16 protein-coding genes and 1 pseudogene are annotated in these 16,551 nt (G+C 68.6%); 12 read left to right on the forward strand and 5 right to left on the reverse strand.

From position 1 onward, the window contains the following. Positions 1 to 112: 112 nt before the first annotated feature. Both IF00_RS0134755 and IF00_RS44260 read right to left on the reverse strand, forming a co-directional pair. Positions 113 to 739, reverse strand: coding sequence for a hypothetical protein (locus IF00_RS0134755; protein ID WP_030325102.1), 627 nt, complete (start codon positions 737 to 739; stop codon positions 113 to 115). 240 nt (positions 740 to 979) lie between these two features. Then, the gene (locus IF00_RS44260) at positions 980 to 1,165 is read right to left on the reverse strand and encodes a DUF6480 family protein (protein WP_078944968.1); all 186 of its coding nucleotides are present in this window, start codon (positions 1,163 to 1,165) and stop codon (positions 980 to 982) included. 969 nt (positions 1,166 to 2,134) lie between these two features. Here IF00_RS44260 and IF00_RS0134760 point away from each other — a divergent pair. The 3 genes from IF00_RS0134760 (at position 2,135) to IF00_RS47735 (ending at position 3,940) form a co-directional block, all read left to right on the forward strand. After that, a complete protein-coding gene (locus IF00_RS0134760; RefSeq protein WP_078944969.1) occupies positions 2,135 to 2,716 on the forward strand; it encodes a GNAT family N-acetyltransferase in 582 nt (193 codons plus the stop codon). A 73-nt stretch (positions 2,717 to 2,789) separates the two neighbouring features. Then, on the forward strand, positions 2,790 to 3,536 hold the full coding sequence (locus tag IF00_RS47730; RefSeq protein WP_280922636.1) for an ISAs1 family transposase: 747 nt from the start codon (positions 2,790 to 2,792) through the stop codon (positions 3,534 to 3,536). Next, positions 3,536 to 3,940 carry an ISAs1 family transposase gene (locus IF00_RS47735; protein ID WP_209439832.1) on the forward strand — a complete coding sequence of 135 codons (405 nt, stop codon included), beginning with the start codon at positions 3,536 to 3,538 and terminating at the stop codon, positions 3,938 to 3,940. The genes IF00_RS47730 and IF00_RS47735 overlap by 1 nt, the downstream gene beginning before the upstream one ends. Before the next feature lie 399 nt (positions 3,941 to 4,339). On the opposite strand, the gene IF00_RS0134770 is transcribed toward IF00_RS47735, so the two are convergent. Together IF00_RS0134770 and IF00_RS0134775 are read right to left on the reverse strand one after the other, a co-directional pair. Beyond that, on the reverse strand, positions 4,340 to 5,368 hold the full coding sequence (locus IF00_RS0134770; protein ID WP_051820770.1) for a GlxA family transcriptional regulator: 1,029 nt from the start codon (positions 5,366 to 5,368) through the stop codon (positions 4,340 to 4,342). 19 nt (positions 5,369 to 5,387) lie between these two features. Beyond that, entirely contained in the window at positions 5,388 to 6,293 is a 906-nt protein-coding gene (locus IF00_RS0134775) for an alpha/beta fold hydrolase (protein ID WP_051820771.1), read from the reverse strand. Positions 6,294 to 7,011: 718 nt separating this feature from the next. Between IF00_RS0134775 and IF00_RS0134780 the strand changes: the two genes are divergently transcribed. Together IF00_RS0134780 and IF00_RS0134790 are read left to right on the forward strand one after the other, a co-directional pair. Beyond that, the gene (locus IF00_RS0134780; protein ID WP_030325109.1) at positions 7,012 to 8,364 is read left to right on the forward strand and encodes a tetratricopeptide repeat protein; all 1,353 of its coding nucleotides are present in this window, start codon (positions 7,012 to 7,014) and stop codon (positions 8,362 to 8,364) included. Positions 8,365 to 8,993: 629 nt separating this feature from the next. Continuing rightward, complete coding sequence (locus IF00_RS0134790; RefSeq protein WP_158710550.1) at positions 8,994 to 9,272, forward strand: hypothetical protein; 279 nt, start codon at positions 8,994 to 8,996, stop codon at positions 9,270 to 9,272. 71 nt (positions 9,273 to 9,343) lie between these two features. On the opposite strand, the gene IF00_RS46550 is transcribed toward IF00_RS0134790, so the two are convergent. Then, positions 9,344 to 9,625 (reverse strand): DUF11 domain-containing protein, encoded by a 282-nt coding sequence (locus tag IF00_RS46550; RefSeq protein WP_158710551.1) that lies wholly within the window; start codon positions 9,623 to 9,625, stop codon positions 9,344 to 9,346. Between the two features lie 397 nt (positions 9,626 to 10,022). Between IF00_RS46550 and IF00_RS0134800 the strand changes: the two genes are divergently transcribed. The 7 genes and pseudogenes from IF00_RS0134800 (at position 10,023) to IF00_RS0134830 (ending at position 16,540) form a co-directional block, all read left to right on the forward strand. Beyond that, a complete protein-coding gene (locus IF00_RS0134800) occupies positions 10,023 to 10,427 on the forward strand; it encodes an mRNA interferase PemK (RefSeq protein ID WP_030325113.1) in 405 nt (134 codons plus the stop codon). A gap of 698 nt (positions 10,428 to 11,125) precedes the next feature. After that, positions 11,126 to 11,542, forward strand: coding sequence for a hypothetical protein (locus IF00_RS0134810; protein WP_030325115.1), 417 nt, complete (start codon positions 11,126 to 11,128; stop codon positions 11,540 to 11,542). After that, on the forward strand, positions 11,539 to 11,874 hold the full coding sequence (locus IF00_RS0134815) for a winged helix-turn-helix domain-containing protein (RefSeq protein ID WP_030325117.1): 336 nt from the start codon (positions 11,539 to 11,541) through the stop codon (positions 11,872 to 11,874). Before IF00_RS0134810 ends, IF00_RS0134815 begins: the two co-directional genes overlap by 4 nt. Before the next feature lie 40 nt (positions 11,875 to 11,914). Next, positions 11,915 to 12,125, forward strand: a pseudogene (locus tag IF00_RS47265) (LexA family protein); the annotation flags it as partial. Between the two features lie 720 nt (positions 12,126 to 12,845). Further along, positions 12,846 to 13,250, forward strand: a complete 405-nt coding sequence (locus IF00_RS0134820) for a CU044_2847 family protein (protein ID WP_037639785.1) — start codon at positions 12,846 to 12,848, stop codon at positions 13,248 to 13,250. Positions 13,251 to 13,253: 3 nt separating this feature from the next. Beyond that, positions 13,254 to 15,458, forward strand: a complete 2,205-nt coding sequence (locus tag IF00_RS0134825; protein WP_030325121.1) for a VMAP-C domain-containing protein — start codon at positions 13,254 to 13,256, stop codon at positions 15,456 to 15,458. Positions 15,459 to 15,502: 44 nt separating this feature from the next. After that, the gene (locus IF00_RS0134830; RefSeq protein ID WP_030325123.1) at positions 15,503 to 16,540 is read left to right on the forward strand and encodes an AAA family ATPase; all 1,038 of its coding nucleotides are present in this window, start codon (positions 15,503 to 15,505) and stop codon (positions 16,538 to 16,540) included. Positions 16,541 to 16,551 lie beyond the last annotated feature (11 nt).

The following is a 16,551-nucleotide window of genomic DNA, read 5'->3' on the forward strand; positions in this document are numbered from 1 at the left end:
GACCTCAGGGGCGGCGGGGGCTTCGGGGGCGGAGGGGGTGCGGCTTCGCTCCGCGCGTCCGCGTCTCCGCCCTCGCTGCCCACTGCCCACCGTTCCTGCTTCTCGCGTGCCATCAGGCACCACTTCCCTTCGGCTTGAGGAGAGGCCCGCGATCCCGCACCGGCGCCGGGTGCCGCCGGCCGTCGGCGCTCGCCGTGGGCCCGGCGACGGCCAGGTCCTCGAACAGGGCGCGCGCCTGCACCAGCGCCTCGCGCAGCTCCTCCGTGGAGGCGGACCCGGAACGCGTCGCCCGCTGGATCGTCCGCAGGCCCTCCACGTGGTGCGGATGATGTACCGACAGGGCCGCGAGCTGTTCGTCGCGCCGGTCGGCGTCCGGGAAGCCCCGGGTCGCGGCGACCCGGGTGAGGAGCTGTTCGGCGTCGGCGACGGCCTGCTTCGGCGCGTCGACGAAGCGCTCCTGGAGCGTGGTCCACTGAGCGGTGTACTGCTCGCGGACCGCCGGTTCGAGCGGCAGCGGGCGGATGCGGCCGTATCGCTCCACCCGATCACGCAGGTCGCGGTGGGCGGCTTCGACGTCGCCGCCGTGCCGTTCGAGGCTGCGATCGTATTCGGGGCCGAAACTGCGCTTCAGGGAGCGCGTGCCGCTGCCCGTGCCCGTGCGGGCCCGGATCAGGACACCGGACACCATTACCACCGCGACCAGCGCCACGATGATGAGAACTGTGGTCAGGGTCGACATGACTGCCTTCCTGGACGGGGACTCCTGGCTGGCTGTTCGGGACTGCTTGCTGAGCGCGCCTACGCTTCGGCTTGCCGCTTCTGGCGCTGTCAAACCAGCGGGAGTCTTGGTCTCCTGCCGGGTACGGGGACGTGTCACCGCTCTACTGAACCGGTCTTGCTCTTCACGACGCTCCGACCCGTCACGATTCCGCTGGAGATCGGTACGACGGGATCGACCGGTGCTTGGCTACGTGACCACTCACAAACCGGCGATACGAGCGATGAAGAACGCTGCCACCATCAAGGCGCCCACAACGATGGCGGTGAGCAAGATCTTGGGGTGTTCCCAGAGGCCTCCGTCCGGGCGTTCCTGGTGAGCTTCTGCAGTAGACCCTTCAGCGGGCGGGGTTTCGCCCGGCGGCAGGTGGTGTGCGGATGCGGACATGGTGCTCTCCCAAATTTCCGAGCGTGCTCGTGGCGTGTCACACCCGTTCACGAGCCCACGGAGGGCGACCTGCGAGGGCCACCGGCTTGCGCGGCCACAGCCGTGATTGGACGTGCGACGTGCGCGGGGATCGATCCTCCGTGCAGCCACGGGCTGTGAAGCGTTGGAGCTGCTGTGCCTCCGAAGGGTTGCGCTGACGGTGGCACGGCTTGGAGCACTGGCGCCGCCCTTCACGGCCCCCCCCGAGAACCGTCAAGGCCCAGCGGGATGCGACATGGCCCAGGCTGCTTCAGAAACGCTCCCAACCTGGGTGATTTCCATGCCGCAGCCTGTCATCAGATTCTTCCCGGACGGCGGGCCTCTCGGATGCAGGAACTCCGCATCATCTGAGGGACGCCGCTCGCCGACGCCACCAGTAGATCGCCGTCGGCGGCGCCCTGGCGCTGCCGCCGGCCGGGGTCTGCCATGCCGTCCTGATCAAGCCGACGGCGTACGACGCACCGGCGAACGTGCCCAGCCGCCTGCGCCCTGGTGCACACAACCGCGTACCGACGAACGCACTCAGCCGCGTACGACGTCGTGCACGAAGTGGTGTACCGAAGGGACGGCCACAGCGGCTGTGGGCCAGCGGATCCGGTTCCAGACGATCCGGCATACGAGCAGCCACGCCCACACGCCTTGGCCTTCCGGATCTTCTCCAGCTGTTCCGAATCGACCCCCAGAACCGCGGCGATGGCGACGTCCAGTCGCTCGGTGCCCGTCGTCGATGTCGATGCGATGCGATGCGTGGGCAGGACAGTTTCAAAGTCCTGGTGCTCATGAATCTGCGCAGGTCACGGCAGTACGACGATGGCGTCCCGTTGGGTGGTAGGCCATGAGTATCTACGCAGCGGGTCTGGAGTTGGCTGGGACCGCACGGCTCGATATAAGCGATCGCCACCCGGATCCTGATCGCGTTAGCTGTGGGGCATGCCTGAACTGCGCACCGATCGTCTCCTGCTCCGCCGGTGGCGGGAGTCCGACCTTGAGCCATGGGCGGCGATGAACGCCGATTCCGAAGTCCGAAAACACCTGGGAGAACTGCTGACGCGGGAGCAAAGCGATGCCACGGTGGCAGTCATGCAGGCCGAGTTCGACGACCGAGGATTTGGGTGGTGGGCACTGGAAGCAAGGGAGACCGGTGAGTTCATCGGCCGCGTCGGCTTGGACGAGGTGGACGAGGACATGCCCTTCGCGGGGGTGGATATCGGATGGCGGTTGATGCGTTCGGTGTGGGGTCACGGTTACGCCACCGAGGCCGCCCTGACATGCCTTGCCTTCGCCTTCGACCTCGGGCTGCCGGAGGTGGTTGCTTCGACGACCGTCAACAACCTTCGTTCCCAGGCGGTGATGCGCCGGATCGGCATGACCCGGGACCCGGCCGACGACTTCGAGGATCCGAGCGTGCCTGAAGGGCCGCTACGCCAGTGTGTGCTGTACCGGACCCCCGCAGAGATGCTCACGGCCCACGCCACGCGGCGGGACACCATAAGTACGACGGTGTATCGGTGACCCGCCACGCACGCAACGAAGCTCCAGCCGAAGGAGCGACCTTCCCAAGTCGCCCTGCCCAGCCGGAGCTTCGATGTGCCGTCAGTCTGCCAGTGTCTGTCTGATCAAGTCGCCTTCACGTCAGCACCGCGGACTCGTCGGCTTGCCGACTCGGCTTGGGACGCTGGTGGATCCGCGATGCCGGAGGGGGAAGCGTCACCCGTTCGTGAGCGTGCTGCTGGTGGCCTGCTCGGCCGTGGTGGCCGGTGCCCGGTCCTTCGCGGCGATCGGGCAGTGGGCGCGAACTGCCCCACAAGCCGCCTCGCCCGACTCAGCGCCCGCACCGTTTCGGCATTCGGCGTCCGTCTCGCGCCGAGTACGACGACGATCCGCCGGATCATCAACCAGGTCTGCCCCGGCGGCCTGGCCGACCTGCTGGGATGTGACCCCGGCCGGGGCGGACACCCTGGCGGTGGACGGCAAGAGCGCCCGCGGTTCGCGCCATGGCGACACTCTGGCCGCACATCTGCTCGCGGCGATCACCGGCGCCGGGATGACCGTCACCCAGCTGCGAGTACCGGCCAAGACGAACGAAATCACCTGCTTCGCCGCCCTGTTGGCCCCCTACGACCTGACCGGCGTGGTCGTCACCGCCGACGCCCTACACACCCAGCGCGACCACGCCCGTTTCCTCGTTGAGAACAAGAAGGCGCACTATGCCTTCACCGTCAAGGGCAACCAGAAGGGCCTGCACCACCAGCTGCGCGCCCCGCCCTGGACGAAGGCGAGTGCGAAGTTCTACGACCGCACCGAAGGCCACGGCCGGCTGGAGACCCGGTAGTGCAAGCCCTGACCGCCACCAGCCTCAGCACGGACTTTCCGCACGCTGCCCAGGTCGCGAAGATCACCCGGCATCGCACCAACAGCCAGACCGGCAAGCGCACCCGCGAGACCGTCTACGTCATCACAGACCTGACCAGCCGACAGCCATCCCCCGAACGCCTCGCGACGATCGCCCGCTCGCAGTGGACCATCGAGAACCGGCTGCACATCGTCCGCGACACCACCTTCGCCGAGGACGCCTCCAAAATCCGAACCGAGCACGGCCCGGAGAACATGGCCACCCTGCGCAGCTTCGCCATCAACCTCCTGCGAGCAGCCGGCCACATGAACATCGCCGCCGCCCTCCACGAGATGTCCTACGAGCCGTTCCGCCGTCCACTGGACCTCCTCGGTATCAACTGACCAGCACCGATCCAAGATCAAAAGACTTTGAAACCGCCCTGTATGCGTGGGCTGTGCTGCGCCCTGTACACGTGCGCGAACTGAAGGCGGCCTGTGATGGTGCTGCGCTGAGATGCCTGGGATGTGCTGGGAGCGGTTGTGGCTCACTCGGGGTGTGACTCGCTGTACGTGAGTCCGCCGTTGTCGGCGCTCTGGGGGGACCTGAGGAAGACGTGCCATCTCCGCCTGGAATCCGTGAAGGCGGGCCAGGCGCCGCCTGCCGCGTCGTGCCTGCTCCATCTGCAGACGTTCGCAGAGGAACCGAGCGACGCCAGCCTCTTTGGCGGCCGCATCCATCGCACACATCTACTGCCCCTGCTCCCACGACACCGCCACTGGGGGACTCGCGGCGGGAGGGTGTCAGTGAGGGGGAGTCGTGTCGATCAGGCCGGTTGGCTGTGGGCGGTCCGCTTGGCTGGACGTCGAGAAATGTTGGCGGTAGCGGTCCGGGGTGGTGGCCAGGCGGCGGGAGAAGACGCGGTGGAGGGTCTCGCCGTGTTTGTAGCCGACCGTTCTGGCGATGGCGCCGACGGTCAGGCCGGTCGTTTCGAGCAGGCGGCAGGCAGCTTCGATGCGGAGTCGTTCGACAAGTTCGGCCGGGGTGCTGCCGGTCTCGGCACGGAAGGCGCGGGCGAAGTTGCGCTCGCTCATTCCCGCCCGGCCGGCCAGCGCCGCCACGCTGAGGTCTCGGTCGAGATGGTCGGGCAGCCAGTCCTGAACGGCCCGGACGGCTGGGGTGCGCGCGTTCTGCGCGCGCAGCTGGGCGCTGAACTGCGTCTGGCCGCCGGGCCTACGGGTAAAGACGACGAACCCGCGGGCGATCGACTGCGCCAGCTCGACACCGTGGTCGTTCTCGACGAGAGCCAGTGCGAGGTCCACGCTGGCAGTGACGCCCGCGGAGGTCCACCGATCTCGATCGTGCACGTAGATGCGGTCCGGTTCGACGCGCACCTGTGGGAAGCGTTCGGCGAGGAGCTGGGCCGAGCCCCAGTGCGTCGTGGCGCGGTAGCCGTCGAGCAGTCCGGCCGCCGCCAGCAGTATCGAGCCGGCGCAGACCGCGGCCACCCGCCGTGAACGCCCGGCGAGTGCAGGGAGTTGACGGACGACTTCACTGGACACAGCGGCGTCGAAGACCCCCAAGCCGCCGATCACGATCATCGTGTCGATGTCAGCCTCGCCGTGGATGACGTCCTGGAGCGAGTGCTCGACGTGGATCCTCAGCCCGCCGTGGACGCTGACGGCACCGACCCGCGTCGATGCCGTCACGACCCTGTAGACCGCGCCCCCGACCTCGGTGTTCGCGGCGTTGAAGACGTCCATGGGACCGGCGAGCTCGGTCAGCTGGATGCCGTCGTACACGACGAGTACAACGGTGCGAAGTGGGGGCACGTCCCCATCATCGCCGTGATCAGGAGCCCTCGTCACCCCTCGCGCCGCCCTCACCGGCAGCCGACGCGCCGCTTCTCTTCTGCGCGTGCTCCCGGAGGAAGTCGATGAGCAGTTCCGCGACCTGGCCGCTGGACTGCGCATGCGGGTAGTGCCCGGCGCCGTCCACGACGGCGAGCTGTCCTCGACCCGGGGGCAAGGCCGCGACGATCGCCTCGCCCTCGTCCACAGGGTCCGGGAAGTCCGGGTCCTCCGCGCCCATGACGACCAGGGCGGGGCACCTCACCTTCGCCAGCTGCGCCTCGGCATCGGCCGGAGTGGTTCTGGCGGTCTTCATGAACTCCTCCCACCGCCCGGCCCGCCGCAACGCCGCCATCAGCTCCTCGATCTGCCGACTGTAGTCGTCGGGCTTGCCGGGATAGGCGACGTCAAGGTAACTACGCCACACCGCAGGGGACTTGAGTACCTGGGTCCCCATCAACCGCAGGACGCCGCGACGATAGCGCCGGACAGTGAACAGCGCGCCCACATCCAGCTTCGGGACCCTCGTGAACGGATTGATCTCCACGATCGCGGTCACCAGGTCGGGAGCCAGAGCCGCGGCGATGGTGGCAGCACCGCCGGACATGGAGTGCCCGACGATCGTGGCGGGAGCGCCGAAGTGCCTGATGACCCCCAGCAGATCACCGGCGACATCGGTGCGGCTGATGGCCTGCTTCCCCGTCACCGACGGCCACTCGAGGCTGGACTCGCCGTGTCCCCGCATGTCCGCGTTCACCACCTGGTACCCCGCGGCGACCAGAACGGGCATCAGGTGCCGGAAGTCCTGGCGCCATGTCCCCATGCCGTGCGAGAGCACCACCAGCGGGCCCTCGCCGGCTACGTCGCAGGCGATCCGTCCTCCCTCAACCGCCACGAACTCGGTCATCTCCCACACCCTCCACAGTTCGCCCGTCGACGCGACACCCGCGACAAGCCGATTGAAATCCGTCGGGCCGTCATTGCCGACGGCACCGGCCGGAACGGTCAGACAGGAGGCCGGATCAGTCAGAAACTGACCGGAGGAGCCACGGACTGGTCACGAAGCCTCTGATGGCGTTGCGGGCCGGAGGGAGGCCGACATCGTCGAACCACGAGGTGATGAGGTGGGTGTGGCGCCAGCACGGATCGTGGTCGACGAGGCGCTCAGGTAGCGGCGCTGCGCAGGCGTGAGCTGGGTTCCCCGGCCGTATCCGGAAGGAAATGCAGCGCGAGAAGGGGGCCCCAGTCATCGGGGACAGTGAGGTTCCTGCAGAACGGTATGAACCAGGGCGGCCGGTGGGAGTTCTTCGAAGTCGCTGGTGCGGTCGATGGCCGTGGCCAGAAGGGTGTGGCGTAGACGGCCTTCGATGTGGGGAAGCGGGTGTCCGGCCCAGGGGTCGGGCCCTGGTCGGTTCGAGGAACCAGGAGTCGATGGTGGCCGGGTCGATCAGAGCCTTACAAGGACTCCTGGTGGAGCACGGACATGTCCAGCATGCCCAGCGCTCCCGCTTGAATCTCAGGGTCCTCGTCCAGTAGCTGGGCCAGGCGAATCGGAGTGTCCTGCGCTGGGCCGTAGGCGTGCTCCAGCGCAGCGCTGTCAGGGGGCAGGGCTACGGTACGTCGTCGTGGACATTGGTGATCTTGACTATCGGGTCCGGACGCAGTCCGGCTGTATCCCGCCGGATCTGGTCTCCCGGCTTCTCGAGCTCGGCCATGCCGAGGAGGTGGAGTGGTGGGCCGGTCGTGGGGAGTGGTTCTGCGCGCAGGAGAGGGCGCGGCTGTTGGCAGGCCAGGGCCGCGAGGAGCAGGCGCTGGAGGTGCTCGCCCCCTACGTCGCCACGGGATGGTGGACGGCTGTCCGGACCACGGCGGAACTGCTGGAGAGCCGGGGGCGCGCCGACGAGGCGATTGCGCTGTCCCGATCGCGCATGGAGGCCGGGCACCCGCAGGCCCTGGAATTCCACGCACGGCTGCTCGCCCGTCACGGCCGGGGCGACGAGGCATTCTGCCTGCTGCGGCCACACGTTCAGGACTGGTCCATCGCCGCTGCTCTGGCCGACGTCGCGGACAGCATCGCCCGGAACGACGAAGCGGCAGCGCTGCTCGCCGCCCTGATCCCGGACGGGCATCGGTGCGACGACCCGTGGTGCTGCCGTGGCCTCGACCCCGACATGGTGATCGGACTGCTCGCCACGATCCTCGAACGCCAGGGCCACGTCGACGACGCCATCGACCTGCTTCGCACCCGGACCAACAACTCGCTCAACAACCAGGATCAGCTGGCCGACCTGCTGGCCCGGCAAGGCCGCACCGAGGAACTGCACGCCTACGCGGCAACGGAGCTGTTCGGGAACGCCGCTCGGCGTCTGGCGGAACTGCTGGAGGAACGCGGCGACGTGGAGGGCGCGATCGCCGTGTACCGGCAGGTCGGTGACGTCTCCATCTGCCCGGGAAACGTGGCAGTGGATCTCGCCCGGCTTCTGGCGCGCCACGGCCGGGGCGAGGAGGCGGTCGACGTGATGCGGACACTTGCCGACGCTCCTGGCGGTGCCGAGGACTGGATCGTCCACGTCCTCTGCACCCTCTATGCCGACCAGGGGCGCCACCAGGACGCCCTGGCCTACCTCGACGCTCTGAAGGCACGTCGTGGCCAGGAGGAGTGGGAACTCTTCTGGATTCGGCTCCCGCTGATGGCCGCCTGCGACCGCGTTGACGAAGCGGTCGAGGAGGCCATGGCTCACCCCGAAGGCAACACATGTCACACGGTGTCGCACGTTGCCAGGCTGCTGGCCGGCGCCGGACGTCTCGAGGAGGCCGTGGCCACACTCGAACCTCACTCGCCGGCCAACAGCCGCGATCTGGCTGGGTACCTCATCGGCCTCGGTCGCGTGGAGCAAGCCGTAGCCGTCCTCCAGCAGAACCGGCCCAAGCCGCCCCCACCGTCACCCGGCCCCTGGCACGACACACCGCCGTTCTGAACAAACGTGATGGGCATCGCGGTCTGTCTGGCGACGAAGCCTGCTCCCCGTCGTCGTTCTCGACGGGACTATCCCTCCGGCCAGGCCGCTTTCAACGCCCTTAGGGCGGACCGGAGCTGCTCGTCGAACACCATCTTCCCTGCCCGGTTCACGGCGGTGGCATGGTGATCACCCTTCCCGACATCCAGGCCCGGAGAGACGTCGATGTCAGCCTCGCCCGACATGCGCTTTGCTCCCGCGCTCGCCCGTCCCGGGCCTCACCTGCGGCACCAGCGTGTCGGCATCCACGTTACGAAGAGACTGCCCCAGGGCACTCGTGCCTCTCATCAGTGATCTGCCCATGCCTCCGAAACCGGCGACACCACCGATGAGCCGGGCCACCATGCGCACGGGCGATCTCGTGGCGTGCAGACCACGAAGATCCGCCTGGCGGCCGACAGCTGATGCCGTCCTCTGGCCTTCGTCCCCCCGTCAGGCTGGTAACGCCCCGGCATTACCCGAGGTGATGGCGAGGATCCGGGTGCCCCGGCCGGCCGACTGCCGTGGACTGACCAGGAAGCAGTGCCCCACCCCTTTCCGGCAGGGAGTGGGGCGCAAGTGCGTTCTCTGCCGCATGTCGCCCGACTGCCTTGTCCTCAGAGAGCGTTGATTCCGAGGGTCTGCTGGCTGGCATTGCTGGTGTTGGGCTGTTGATGTTGTTGTTGGTTGTGATGTTGTTGAAGAACGGGAGGACGCCGCTGAGGTTGATGGTCAGGATCGATCCGTCACCCCCGTCGCAGTCGCCGCCGGTGATGGTCGTGGAGTCACTTGCCGCGCTGGAGGGACTTCCGCTGCCGGAAACGGTGGCCGTGTTGATGACCGTGCAGGGAGCGTTGGACGCGACGTCGACGGTCACCGTGCCCGTGTAGGTCACCCCGGGTTGCAGAGCGAGTTCGTTCTCGCAATTGATCGCGCCGGGCTCGGTGAAACAGCCGAATGCCTAGTCGGTCCACTCGACGCCGCTCAGCGTCAGCCCTTCCGGGAGGACGTCCCTGACCTCGACGTTCAGCGCATCTTCGTTGCCGCTGTTGGTCACGGTGATGGTGTAGACCCCTTGCCCGCCTCGGGCGAAGTCTCCTTCGTGGGTCTTCGTGATGTCCAACTCCACCACGGCGTAAGCGGGTGAGGCTCTTACGGCAAACGGCAGCGCGACGCCAAGACTCAGCACGTCGCAAGGGCGGACATTCGCCGCCTCAGTGCGTGTCGTGTCATGTCCGGTCACTCCTGTCTCACGCGTGTGAGCATCGAAAGCGGTCACCGTGGCGGATGCCGGGCTGGCTCTGGCCGCACTGGGGTGGGTGGGTGGTGGCTGTGTATGTGGGGCGAGTGCGGGGGCCTGACGCACCTGCCCGGCGCGGCAACAGGGCGCAGTCAGCCAGCCCGGCCGACCGCAAGGTGCTCTCTGGCAACCGGCTTCGGCGATTTGGAAGGCGGCGGCCGCTATCCGGCTCATCAGGCCCGCGAACGCTTCCTGCCAGCGGGCAGGGTCTACGCTGTGACCTGCGGCCACCGTACGATCGTTTGTCTTCACACACCGATGATCAATGGTTGCCGCTCCCGGCTCCACGGCGCATCAGGGTCGCGCAGCGTCTGCCTGCCGTCCTGTATCTGGAGGACTTGTGCAACGTGGCGAAGTCTGGTGGGTTCAGTTCGACGAGCGGAGGCTGGTCGTACTGCTGTCGGGAGAGGACACCTCCGGGATCCGGGTGATGCAGGTCGTCGCTCCGGCAAGCGTGGACATCAGCGGTCTGGGCATCGAAGTGATGGTGGGCGCCGGTGAAGGGCTGCCGTTCGAAGGGGTGCTGCGGCTCGCGTTCCCGCGTCCCGGCTTCACCCCGTGCACGTGGCTGACCACTGTGTCCCCGGACGACCTGATAGAGCGGCAAGCCGTCCTGTCCTCCGCGAAGCTCAGCGAGATTGACGAAGCTCTCCAACTCGCCGAACAAGCGCAGGAGCGAACCCCGGCAACCTCCGCGAAGCTCAGCGAGATAAGGGACACCCTCCATCTCGGTGAACTCGGGTAGACGAAGAAGAAGCCGACGCCCGCGACGGCGTGGGCGGTCTCGGGCGAGTAGTCCACGCTGGCCACCTGCCGCCTCGGTGCCCCTTCACCACCGAGATCACGATCTACGGGTGAAGTACTAACTGGTGGTTTGACATTGACTAATGAAGGCTGAGTGCAGGCGTGGCTGGGCCTTCGAGAGGGGATGTGGTGCGCCATCGACGGGCTTGCGTCGCAGACGGACACGCGCACGCTGTTCGCCGTGGTGCCGAGACCGCGAGCCTGACCTCAGCGATACGTAGCTGCGGCGCAGCGAGTCGCGGCGCCCCCGGGCAAGCCGGTGGCAGCTGCCTCAGCCGGAGATCCGACCTGTCAGCTGCTGGTGAGCCGGGCTCTGCCCTTACTGCAGCGACACACCCCTGCGGACGATTGATCCCGCGGACGATCCTCACCATGAAACACGCGCAGCTGCCGCCGTAAGCGCGCGCATGCGAGCGGTGCGCATCCTCCGCCGGAGGCTGCCGATGCTGTCTCCAGCGCAGGCCCTCGAGTACGTGAGTGCGTTGCTGCACGCCAGCGCCCCAACCCACCTTGTGGCTGTGGCTGTTGAACAACTCATCGAACCTATGAACCAGTGCTCGTCGGCAAGTAGTTGCTACTATGGAAAGTAGATGCCGGAGCGAAAAGAACCTGCTTCGGCGGTGATGGGAGGGGCGTGCCATGTGGGAACAGGCTGATGCAGCCGCCGCATTGAAGGGGACGGCGCGGATCGAGGCGACCGTGCGGGTGCGAAGCCGCTGGTATGTGGGCTACCTGTGGCTGTTCGCCGTCTGGCAGCTGGTCCTCGTTCCTGCTGTGCTGCTGTGGCGCGGACCGACGGGTGCGCTGGTCAGCGCACTTGCAAATGCCCTCGTGGTGGTGGGGTTGTCTCTGTTCGCCATACGTCAGCCGGTGACTCCGCGTGGTTACGGCGGCCTGCACCTCAAAGTGATTGGTGCTTGGACGGCGGCCTACGTTCCGGCCCTCGTGCTCGGCTTCACGGTCTTCGCGAGCAGTGTCGCCTTCGCCGCCGTGGCTGCTTTCGTATGCGCACTGCCGGCTTCCGCGGCGGCCTGGCGGGAAGCGCGCACCGCATGATGTCGGAAGCCTCGGTCGGCGCGGGGCAGGGCTCTCATCCGCGACACGACCTCGCTCCTCTTCTGGCGTCGGCTGTGCGTCTGTCGATTGTCGCGGCTCTCGCTGCTGTGGAGAAGGCCGAGTTCGCCTACGTGCGGGATCTCGTGGAGATCACCGATTCCGCCTTGTCGAAACAGGTCTCGCGCCTGGAGCAAGCGGGCTGGGTGACAGTCGAGAAGGGGCAGGTCGGACGTCGGCCGCGGACCTGGCTGCGTCTGACCGAGGACGGAGCAGATGCCTACCGGCGCCACCTTGCCGCGCTGGCGGCAATCGCGGGCCCACTCCGACGATAGTGTGGCGACAGCATGATGTGACGCTGTCATCCGCGACGGCGACGGCGACATCGTCACCGTCCGGTCAGGGCGCCATTGGTCTAGGAGACATCGTCGCGACCATGCTGGACGGCGAAGCCACGGTCAAGCGCCTGCGCCGCGAGAACGGCCAGGTCTGACCGCCGATGCCTCACAACACGGCGTACCGACGGCTCCCCTGCGAAGTTGCCACTGTTCTCGGCAAGGTAGTCGCCGTCCTGCGCGCGCTCTGACTCAGAGGGCCCCGCGCCGTCGGCGGGCTGCCCGCCACGATACGGCGCAGGCGCCAGCTCCTTCACGGGTCGACAGGATCGGCACCCAGTACCAGCACGACGACGGTACCCACCTTGACCTGATGCCCGGATCACGTGTGCCTGGACGGACCTGGACGGTCCGTGTCACCGGCCTCGCCGACCACACCATGTCCGTCACCTGCAGCACCGCCGGATGTCAGATGCCGCCCCGCTCGAAGGACACCGCGAGCATGCGCCGTTTCGCCGCAGAGCACGTTAGAGCCCATGGCCGGTCGGCCTCCCCTGCTCCCTCGGTCCTGGTAGCGGGCGGGTCCTCCTTGCCGGAGGCCGCTCCTGATCTCTCACCGGGGCGACGTCGTCCTCACGGTTACCACCGCCCTCGCCGGTCACGAAGCTGATCTGGGCGACGCTCTCGCCAAGCCGGTGCGCAGTGGTCGCCCGGGACCAGCGAGAGGCTGCACGTCCTTCGTACTCCCGGTACTCCGCTGCCTGCACTCCGCCTGCAGCCCTTCCCGCCACGGAGCATCAGGACGGCACGGTCCTGGGAACTTATGGAGGTTCCGTTGCCGCCGATCTTCCTCCGCGGCCGACAGCCGGGCGACCCGGTTACACCACAACGCAGGCCCTCGTTCTGACGGACTGTGGACGGACTCCGGGGGAAGTTCGGCACGGGCGCGCCGCTCGTGCAGAATGTGGCGCATGCCCGACCACCTCGAACTCGAACTCGCCGGCGCCGCGATCCGCGTGGAACTCGCCGGCGTCGGAGAGCCGGCCCCCGCACTCGCGACGGCCGCCCCCTCCGAAGACGCCGCCGACCTGCCGGAAGGCTTCGGCGCAGTCATTCCGGTCGCCCGCGGGCGACGGGCCGCCGTGCTCGCCCAGGACGTGCTCCAGTCCGCCCTGCGGCCGCTCGGCCCGCTGCTCGAAGAGGTCCACACAGCGGTCACCGCCACCGCGCACCCGCCTCAGGAGTTGACGGTCGAGTTCGGCATCCAGATCGGCCAGGACCTCAAGCTCGGAATCGTCGGCGCCAACGGCCAGGCGACCATGACTGTCAGCGCCACCTGGCAGAACCAGGGCACCGGCGACACCTCCGCGGCGTAGCCGATGGGCTGGTTCAGTCGGCCGGCAGCGCCGGTCTCCCACGCCGCGCTGCTTCGCGAAGGCGACAGCAAGGCGGCCGGAGCCGCCGCGCTCCTCTCGCCGAACCACCTGCTGACCTGCGCACACGTCGTCAACGACGCGGTGGGGCGGGACCTGCTCTGCGCCGAACGCCCCACCGGCGAGAAGTCTCTGAGAATCGCTTTCCACGGCTCCGGCAAGACCTCTCGGTACGGCTTGGCCCGGCTGTCGGTCTGGGTGGCGCCCGAGCCACGGTCGGGCGATGTCGTGTGGGACGGCGATCTGGCGGTGCTCGAGCTGGAGGAGACGGCTCCCGAGTGGGCCACCCCCGTGGTGTGGCGGGACATGACCGAGGGGTTGGAGCTCCGCGCCTGGCACGGCGGCGGTGTCGGCATCACCTACGCCGACACCGTGGCCGGCTTCCGGGACGGCCCCGGCTGCTACCTCGACGGCTCCCTGACCGGCGCCGCCATCGGACCCGGCTACAGCGGCGGCCCCCTGCGGGTGAAGTCCGACCGCACCGTCGCCGGACTCGTCATCGCCCAGGTGATGCCCGGCCAGGACCCTTTGCGGGCACAGGAGACCGTCCGGCGCAGCTGGGCCTTGCCCTGGCAGACGGTGCGGGAGCGCCTGACCCGCGCGGGCGCCCACGACATCCTCGCCGGATGTGAGGTCGTCACGCCGGATCACCTCGCCTGTACGGGGCCGGCCGAGGACTCCGTACGCCAGCTGGTCCCGCTGCTGCGGGCCCTGCTGGACGACACGGCGCGCCGTGCCGACCACTGCAGGCACCTCGCCGCCGGCCTCGGTCTGGAGGCGCCCTCGGGTGGCGAGCATTCGGCGCCCACGCTGGACGAGCTGGCCACGCTGTTGCTCACGGAGGAACGAGCACTCGCCACTCTGACGGAGTCGCTGACTCCCGTGGTCGGCGGCCACGGCGGCGACCGCACAAGGCTGAACGGCCTGTTGGCGCTCGGCCGCGTCGAGCCCGCGGTCAGGCTGCTCTCCACCACCGAACACGAGCAGCTGCACACCGCCCTGCTCAAGGTCGCCGTGGACGAGCCGGAGCTGATTCCGCGCGCGGCGCAGGAGGCCCTGCGGCTCCTGGAACTCCCGGAAGCCCTGACGCGCTCTCCCCGCCTGGCTCAGACGGACGTCGACGCCGTCGTACGGGCGCTGGAGGAGTACCCGGACGGTCGCGCCGCCACGGCAGGATCGCTGCCCGTCCCCGCGCTGCTCCGGCTTGCGGAGTTCGTGGCTGCCGCCGTCGCCGACCCGGACCGACGGTGGTGGCTGCGCGCCTGGTGCGAACGTGTCGCCGGACGCCTGGGCATCAGCGTCGCCGCGCTCGCGGAACGCCGCGCGGACGCCGAGGCATGGGCCGCCCGCGTCCCCGCGCCCGTCACGCAGGTCATCGTGCGGCTCCACCGGGCGGGAGACGTCGATCCGGACCGCTTCCTGTGCGAGATCTGGCTCGGCCACAAAGGCGGCGCGCGCACGGCGGTGGCCACCCCGGAAGGCCCTCTGGCGTCGGGGGAGATCGGGCGGCTGATACGTCAGACGGCGGACGGCAGCGAGGCGGAGAGCGGCCGTGCTCCGACGCGCGTCGACGTGGTGGTGAAAGCCGACGGACTGGACATCCCCGTCGACGAGTGGGACACGGGCAACGTACTGGGGGACCTCTTCCCCGAACTCGCCGAACCGGGCAAGCCGCTGGGCGGCCGCTACCAGGTCACGCTGCGCTGCCCCGACTTGACCAGCCGTGTTCCTACGGCGGCGAGCGAAATGCGCAGACGCTGGGCGGTCGGGGGCGAGGGGACACTTGTCGTCGACGAGTCGTGCCACGACATCACGAGCCTGCACGAACTCCTGGACGAGCCCCACCGCGACACCGCGCGGGTCGTCCTCCACGGGCCGCCGGAGCGACGACCGCAGCTCCTCACGGTGTGCCTGGCCATGGGAGTGCCCGTCGTGCTGTGGGACCGAGACGCCGAGTCGCATAAGGACGCGCCCCGGATGGACCCCCTCGACCCCAGCGGCCCCCTCGACAAGCTCCCTCGACGACTTCAGGAGTTCCGAATGTCGCAGTACGCCGCTTCGGCCTCGGACGGGGTGGCGCGACCTGCCCTCATCTGGGAGGAAGGCGAACTGGCGCTGCCAGGACCGCTGCGGCTGGCCGACCCGTCATGACGCACCCACCGAACCCCCGCACCATGGAGAAGGACGGACACCCGATGACGGCCCACGAACCCCACGGGCAGCAGGACACGGCCGACGAGCGGCGGGACGCCGACTGGCGGCTGTTCAAGGGCGACGGCCGCGCCAGGACCATCGCCTTCCCCGAGGCCCCGCCCTGGCGGCGGTTCGGCGGCGACGCGGACGGGGAGACGGACACCTCTCACCGCAACCGGCCCTATCTGATCGGCCCCCAGGAAGCGGACGTCGTCAACGCCGCACTGCTGCTCCGCCGACCGCTCCTCGTCACCGGACACCCCGGGACAGGCAAGTCGTCCCTGGCGTACGCCGTGGCCCACGAGCTGTCCCTCGGTCCCGTCCTGCACTGGCCGGTCAACAGCCGCACCACACTCCAGGACGCGCTGTACCGCTACGACGCCATCGGCAGACTCCGCGAGACCAATATGAGTCGTGAACCCCACGGTGGTGACGGCCCCACGCCGCTGGACCCGGGCATCGGCTCGTACGTGCGGCTCGGCCCGCTCGGCACCGCCCTGGTGGCATCGGAGTCGCCTCGTGTGCTCCTCGTCGACGAACTCGACAAGGGCGACGTCGACCTGCCGAACGATCTGCTGAACGTCTTCGAGGAAGGCGAGTTCGAGATCCCCGAGCTCGCGCGGCTCCCCGAGGAACAGTCCTCGGTACGCGTGATGACTGCCGACTCCGGCAAATGGACCGACATCGTCCGTGGCCGCGTCCGCTGCTCCGAGTTCCCCGTCGTCATCATCACCAGCAACGGCGAACGGGACTTCCCGCCGGCCTTCCTGCGCCGCTGCGTCCGCCTCGACCTCCCGGAACCGGACGAGGACCGACTGCGCGCCATCGTCTCCGCCCACCTCGATCCGAAGGACGGCACCGAATCCCACGGCACGCCCGAGATCGACGACCTGATGCGTGCCTTCCTCGCCCGCAGGGCGCGCGGTGAGCTCGCGACAGACCAGCTCCTCAACGCCGTGTTCCTCCGGCGTGGCGGCGTCGAACTCGACGCGGACGGGCTGCTGGACGCCGTCCTGCACCGGCTCGCACGCACTCTGTGACCGGGCCCATG

It is taken from the genome of Streptomyces flavochromogenes (genome assembly GCF_000717595.1).
Classification (GTDB): domain Bacteria; phylum Actinomycetota; class Actinomycetes; order Streptomycetales; family Streptomycetaceae; genus Streptomyces; species Streptomyces flavochromogenes.

What these genes read in the sequence shown, in the direction of transcription:
- IF00_RS0134810 (WP_030325115.1), top strand. Translation starts at nt 11,126, where the DNA reads ATGTGGGAACAGGCTGATGCAGCCGCCGCATTGAAGGGGACGGCGCGG.
- IF00_RS0134775 (WP_051820771.1), bottom strand. Translation starts at nt 6,293, where the DNA reads ATGACCGAGTTCGTGGCGGTTGAGGGAGGACGGATCGCCTGCGACGTA.
- IF00_RS44260 (WP_078944968.1), bottom strand. Translation starts at nt 1,165, where the DNA reads ATGTCCGCATCCGCACACCACCTGCCGCCGGGCGAAACCCCGCCCGCT.
- IF00_RS0134815 (WP_030325117.1), top strand. Translation starts at nt 11,539, where the DNA reads ATGATGTCGGAAGCCTCGGTCGGCGCGGGGCAGGGCTCTCATCCGCGA.
- IF00_RS0134820 (WP_037639785.1), top strand. Translation starts at nt 12,846, where the DNA reads ATGCCCGACCACCTCGAACTCGAACTCGCCGGCGCCGCGATCCGCGTG.
- IF00_RS47730 (WP_280922636.1), top strand. Translation starts at nt 2,790, where the DNA reads ATGTGCCGTCAGTCTGCCAGTGTCTGTCTGATCAAGTCGCCTTCACGT.
- IF00_RS0134830 (WP_030325123.1), top strand. Translation starts at nt 15,503, where the DNA reads ATGACGGCCCACGAACCCCACGGGCAGCAGGACACGGCCGACGAGCGG.
- IF00_RS0134755 (WP_030325102.1), bottom strand. Translation starts at nt 739, where the DNA reads ATGTCGACCCTGACCACAGTTCTCATCATCGTGGCGCTGGTCGCGGTG.
- IF00_RS0134760 (WP_078944969.1), top strand. Translation starts at nt 2,135, where the DNA reads ATGCCTGAACTGCGCACCGATCGTCTCCTGCTCCGCCGGTGGCGGGAG.
- IF00_RS0134825 (WP_030325121.1), top strand. Translation starts at nt 13,254, where the DNA reads ATGGGCTGGTTCAGTCGGCCGGCAGCGCCGGTCTCCCACGCCGCGCTG.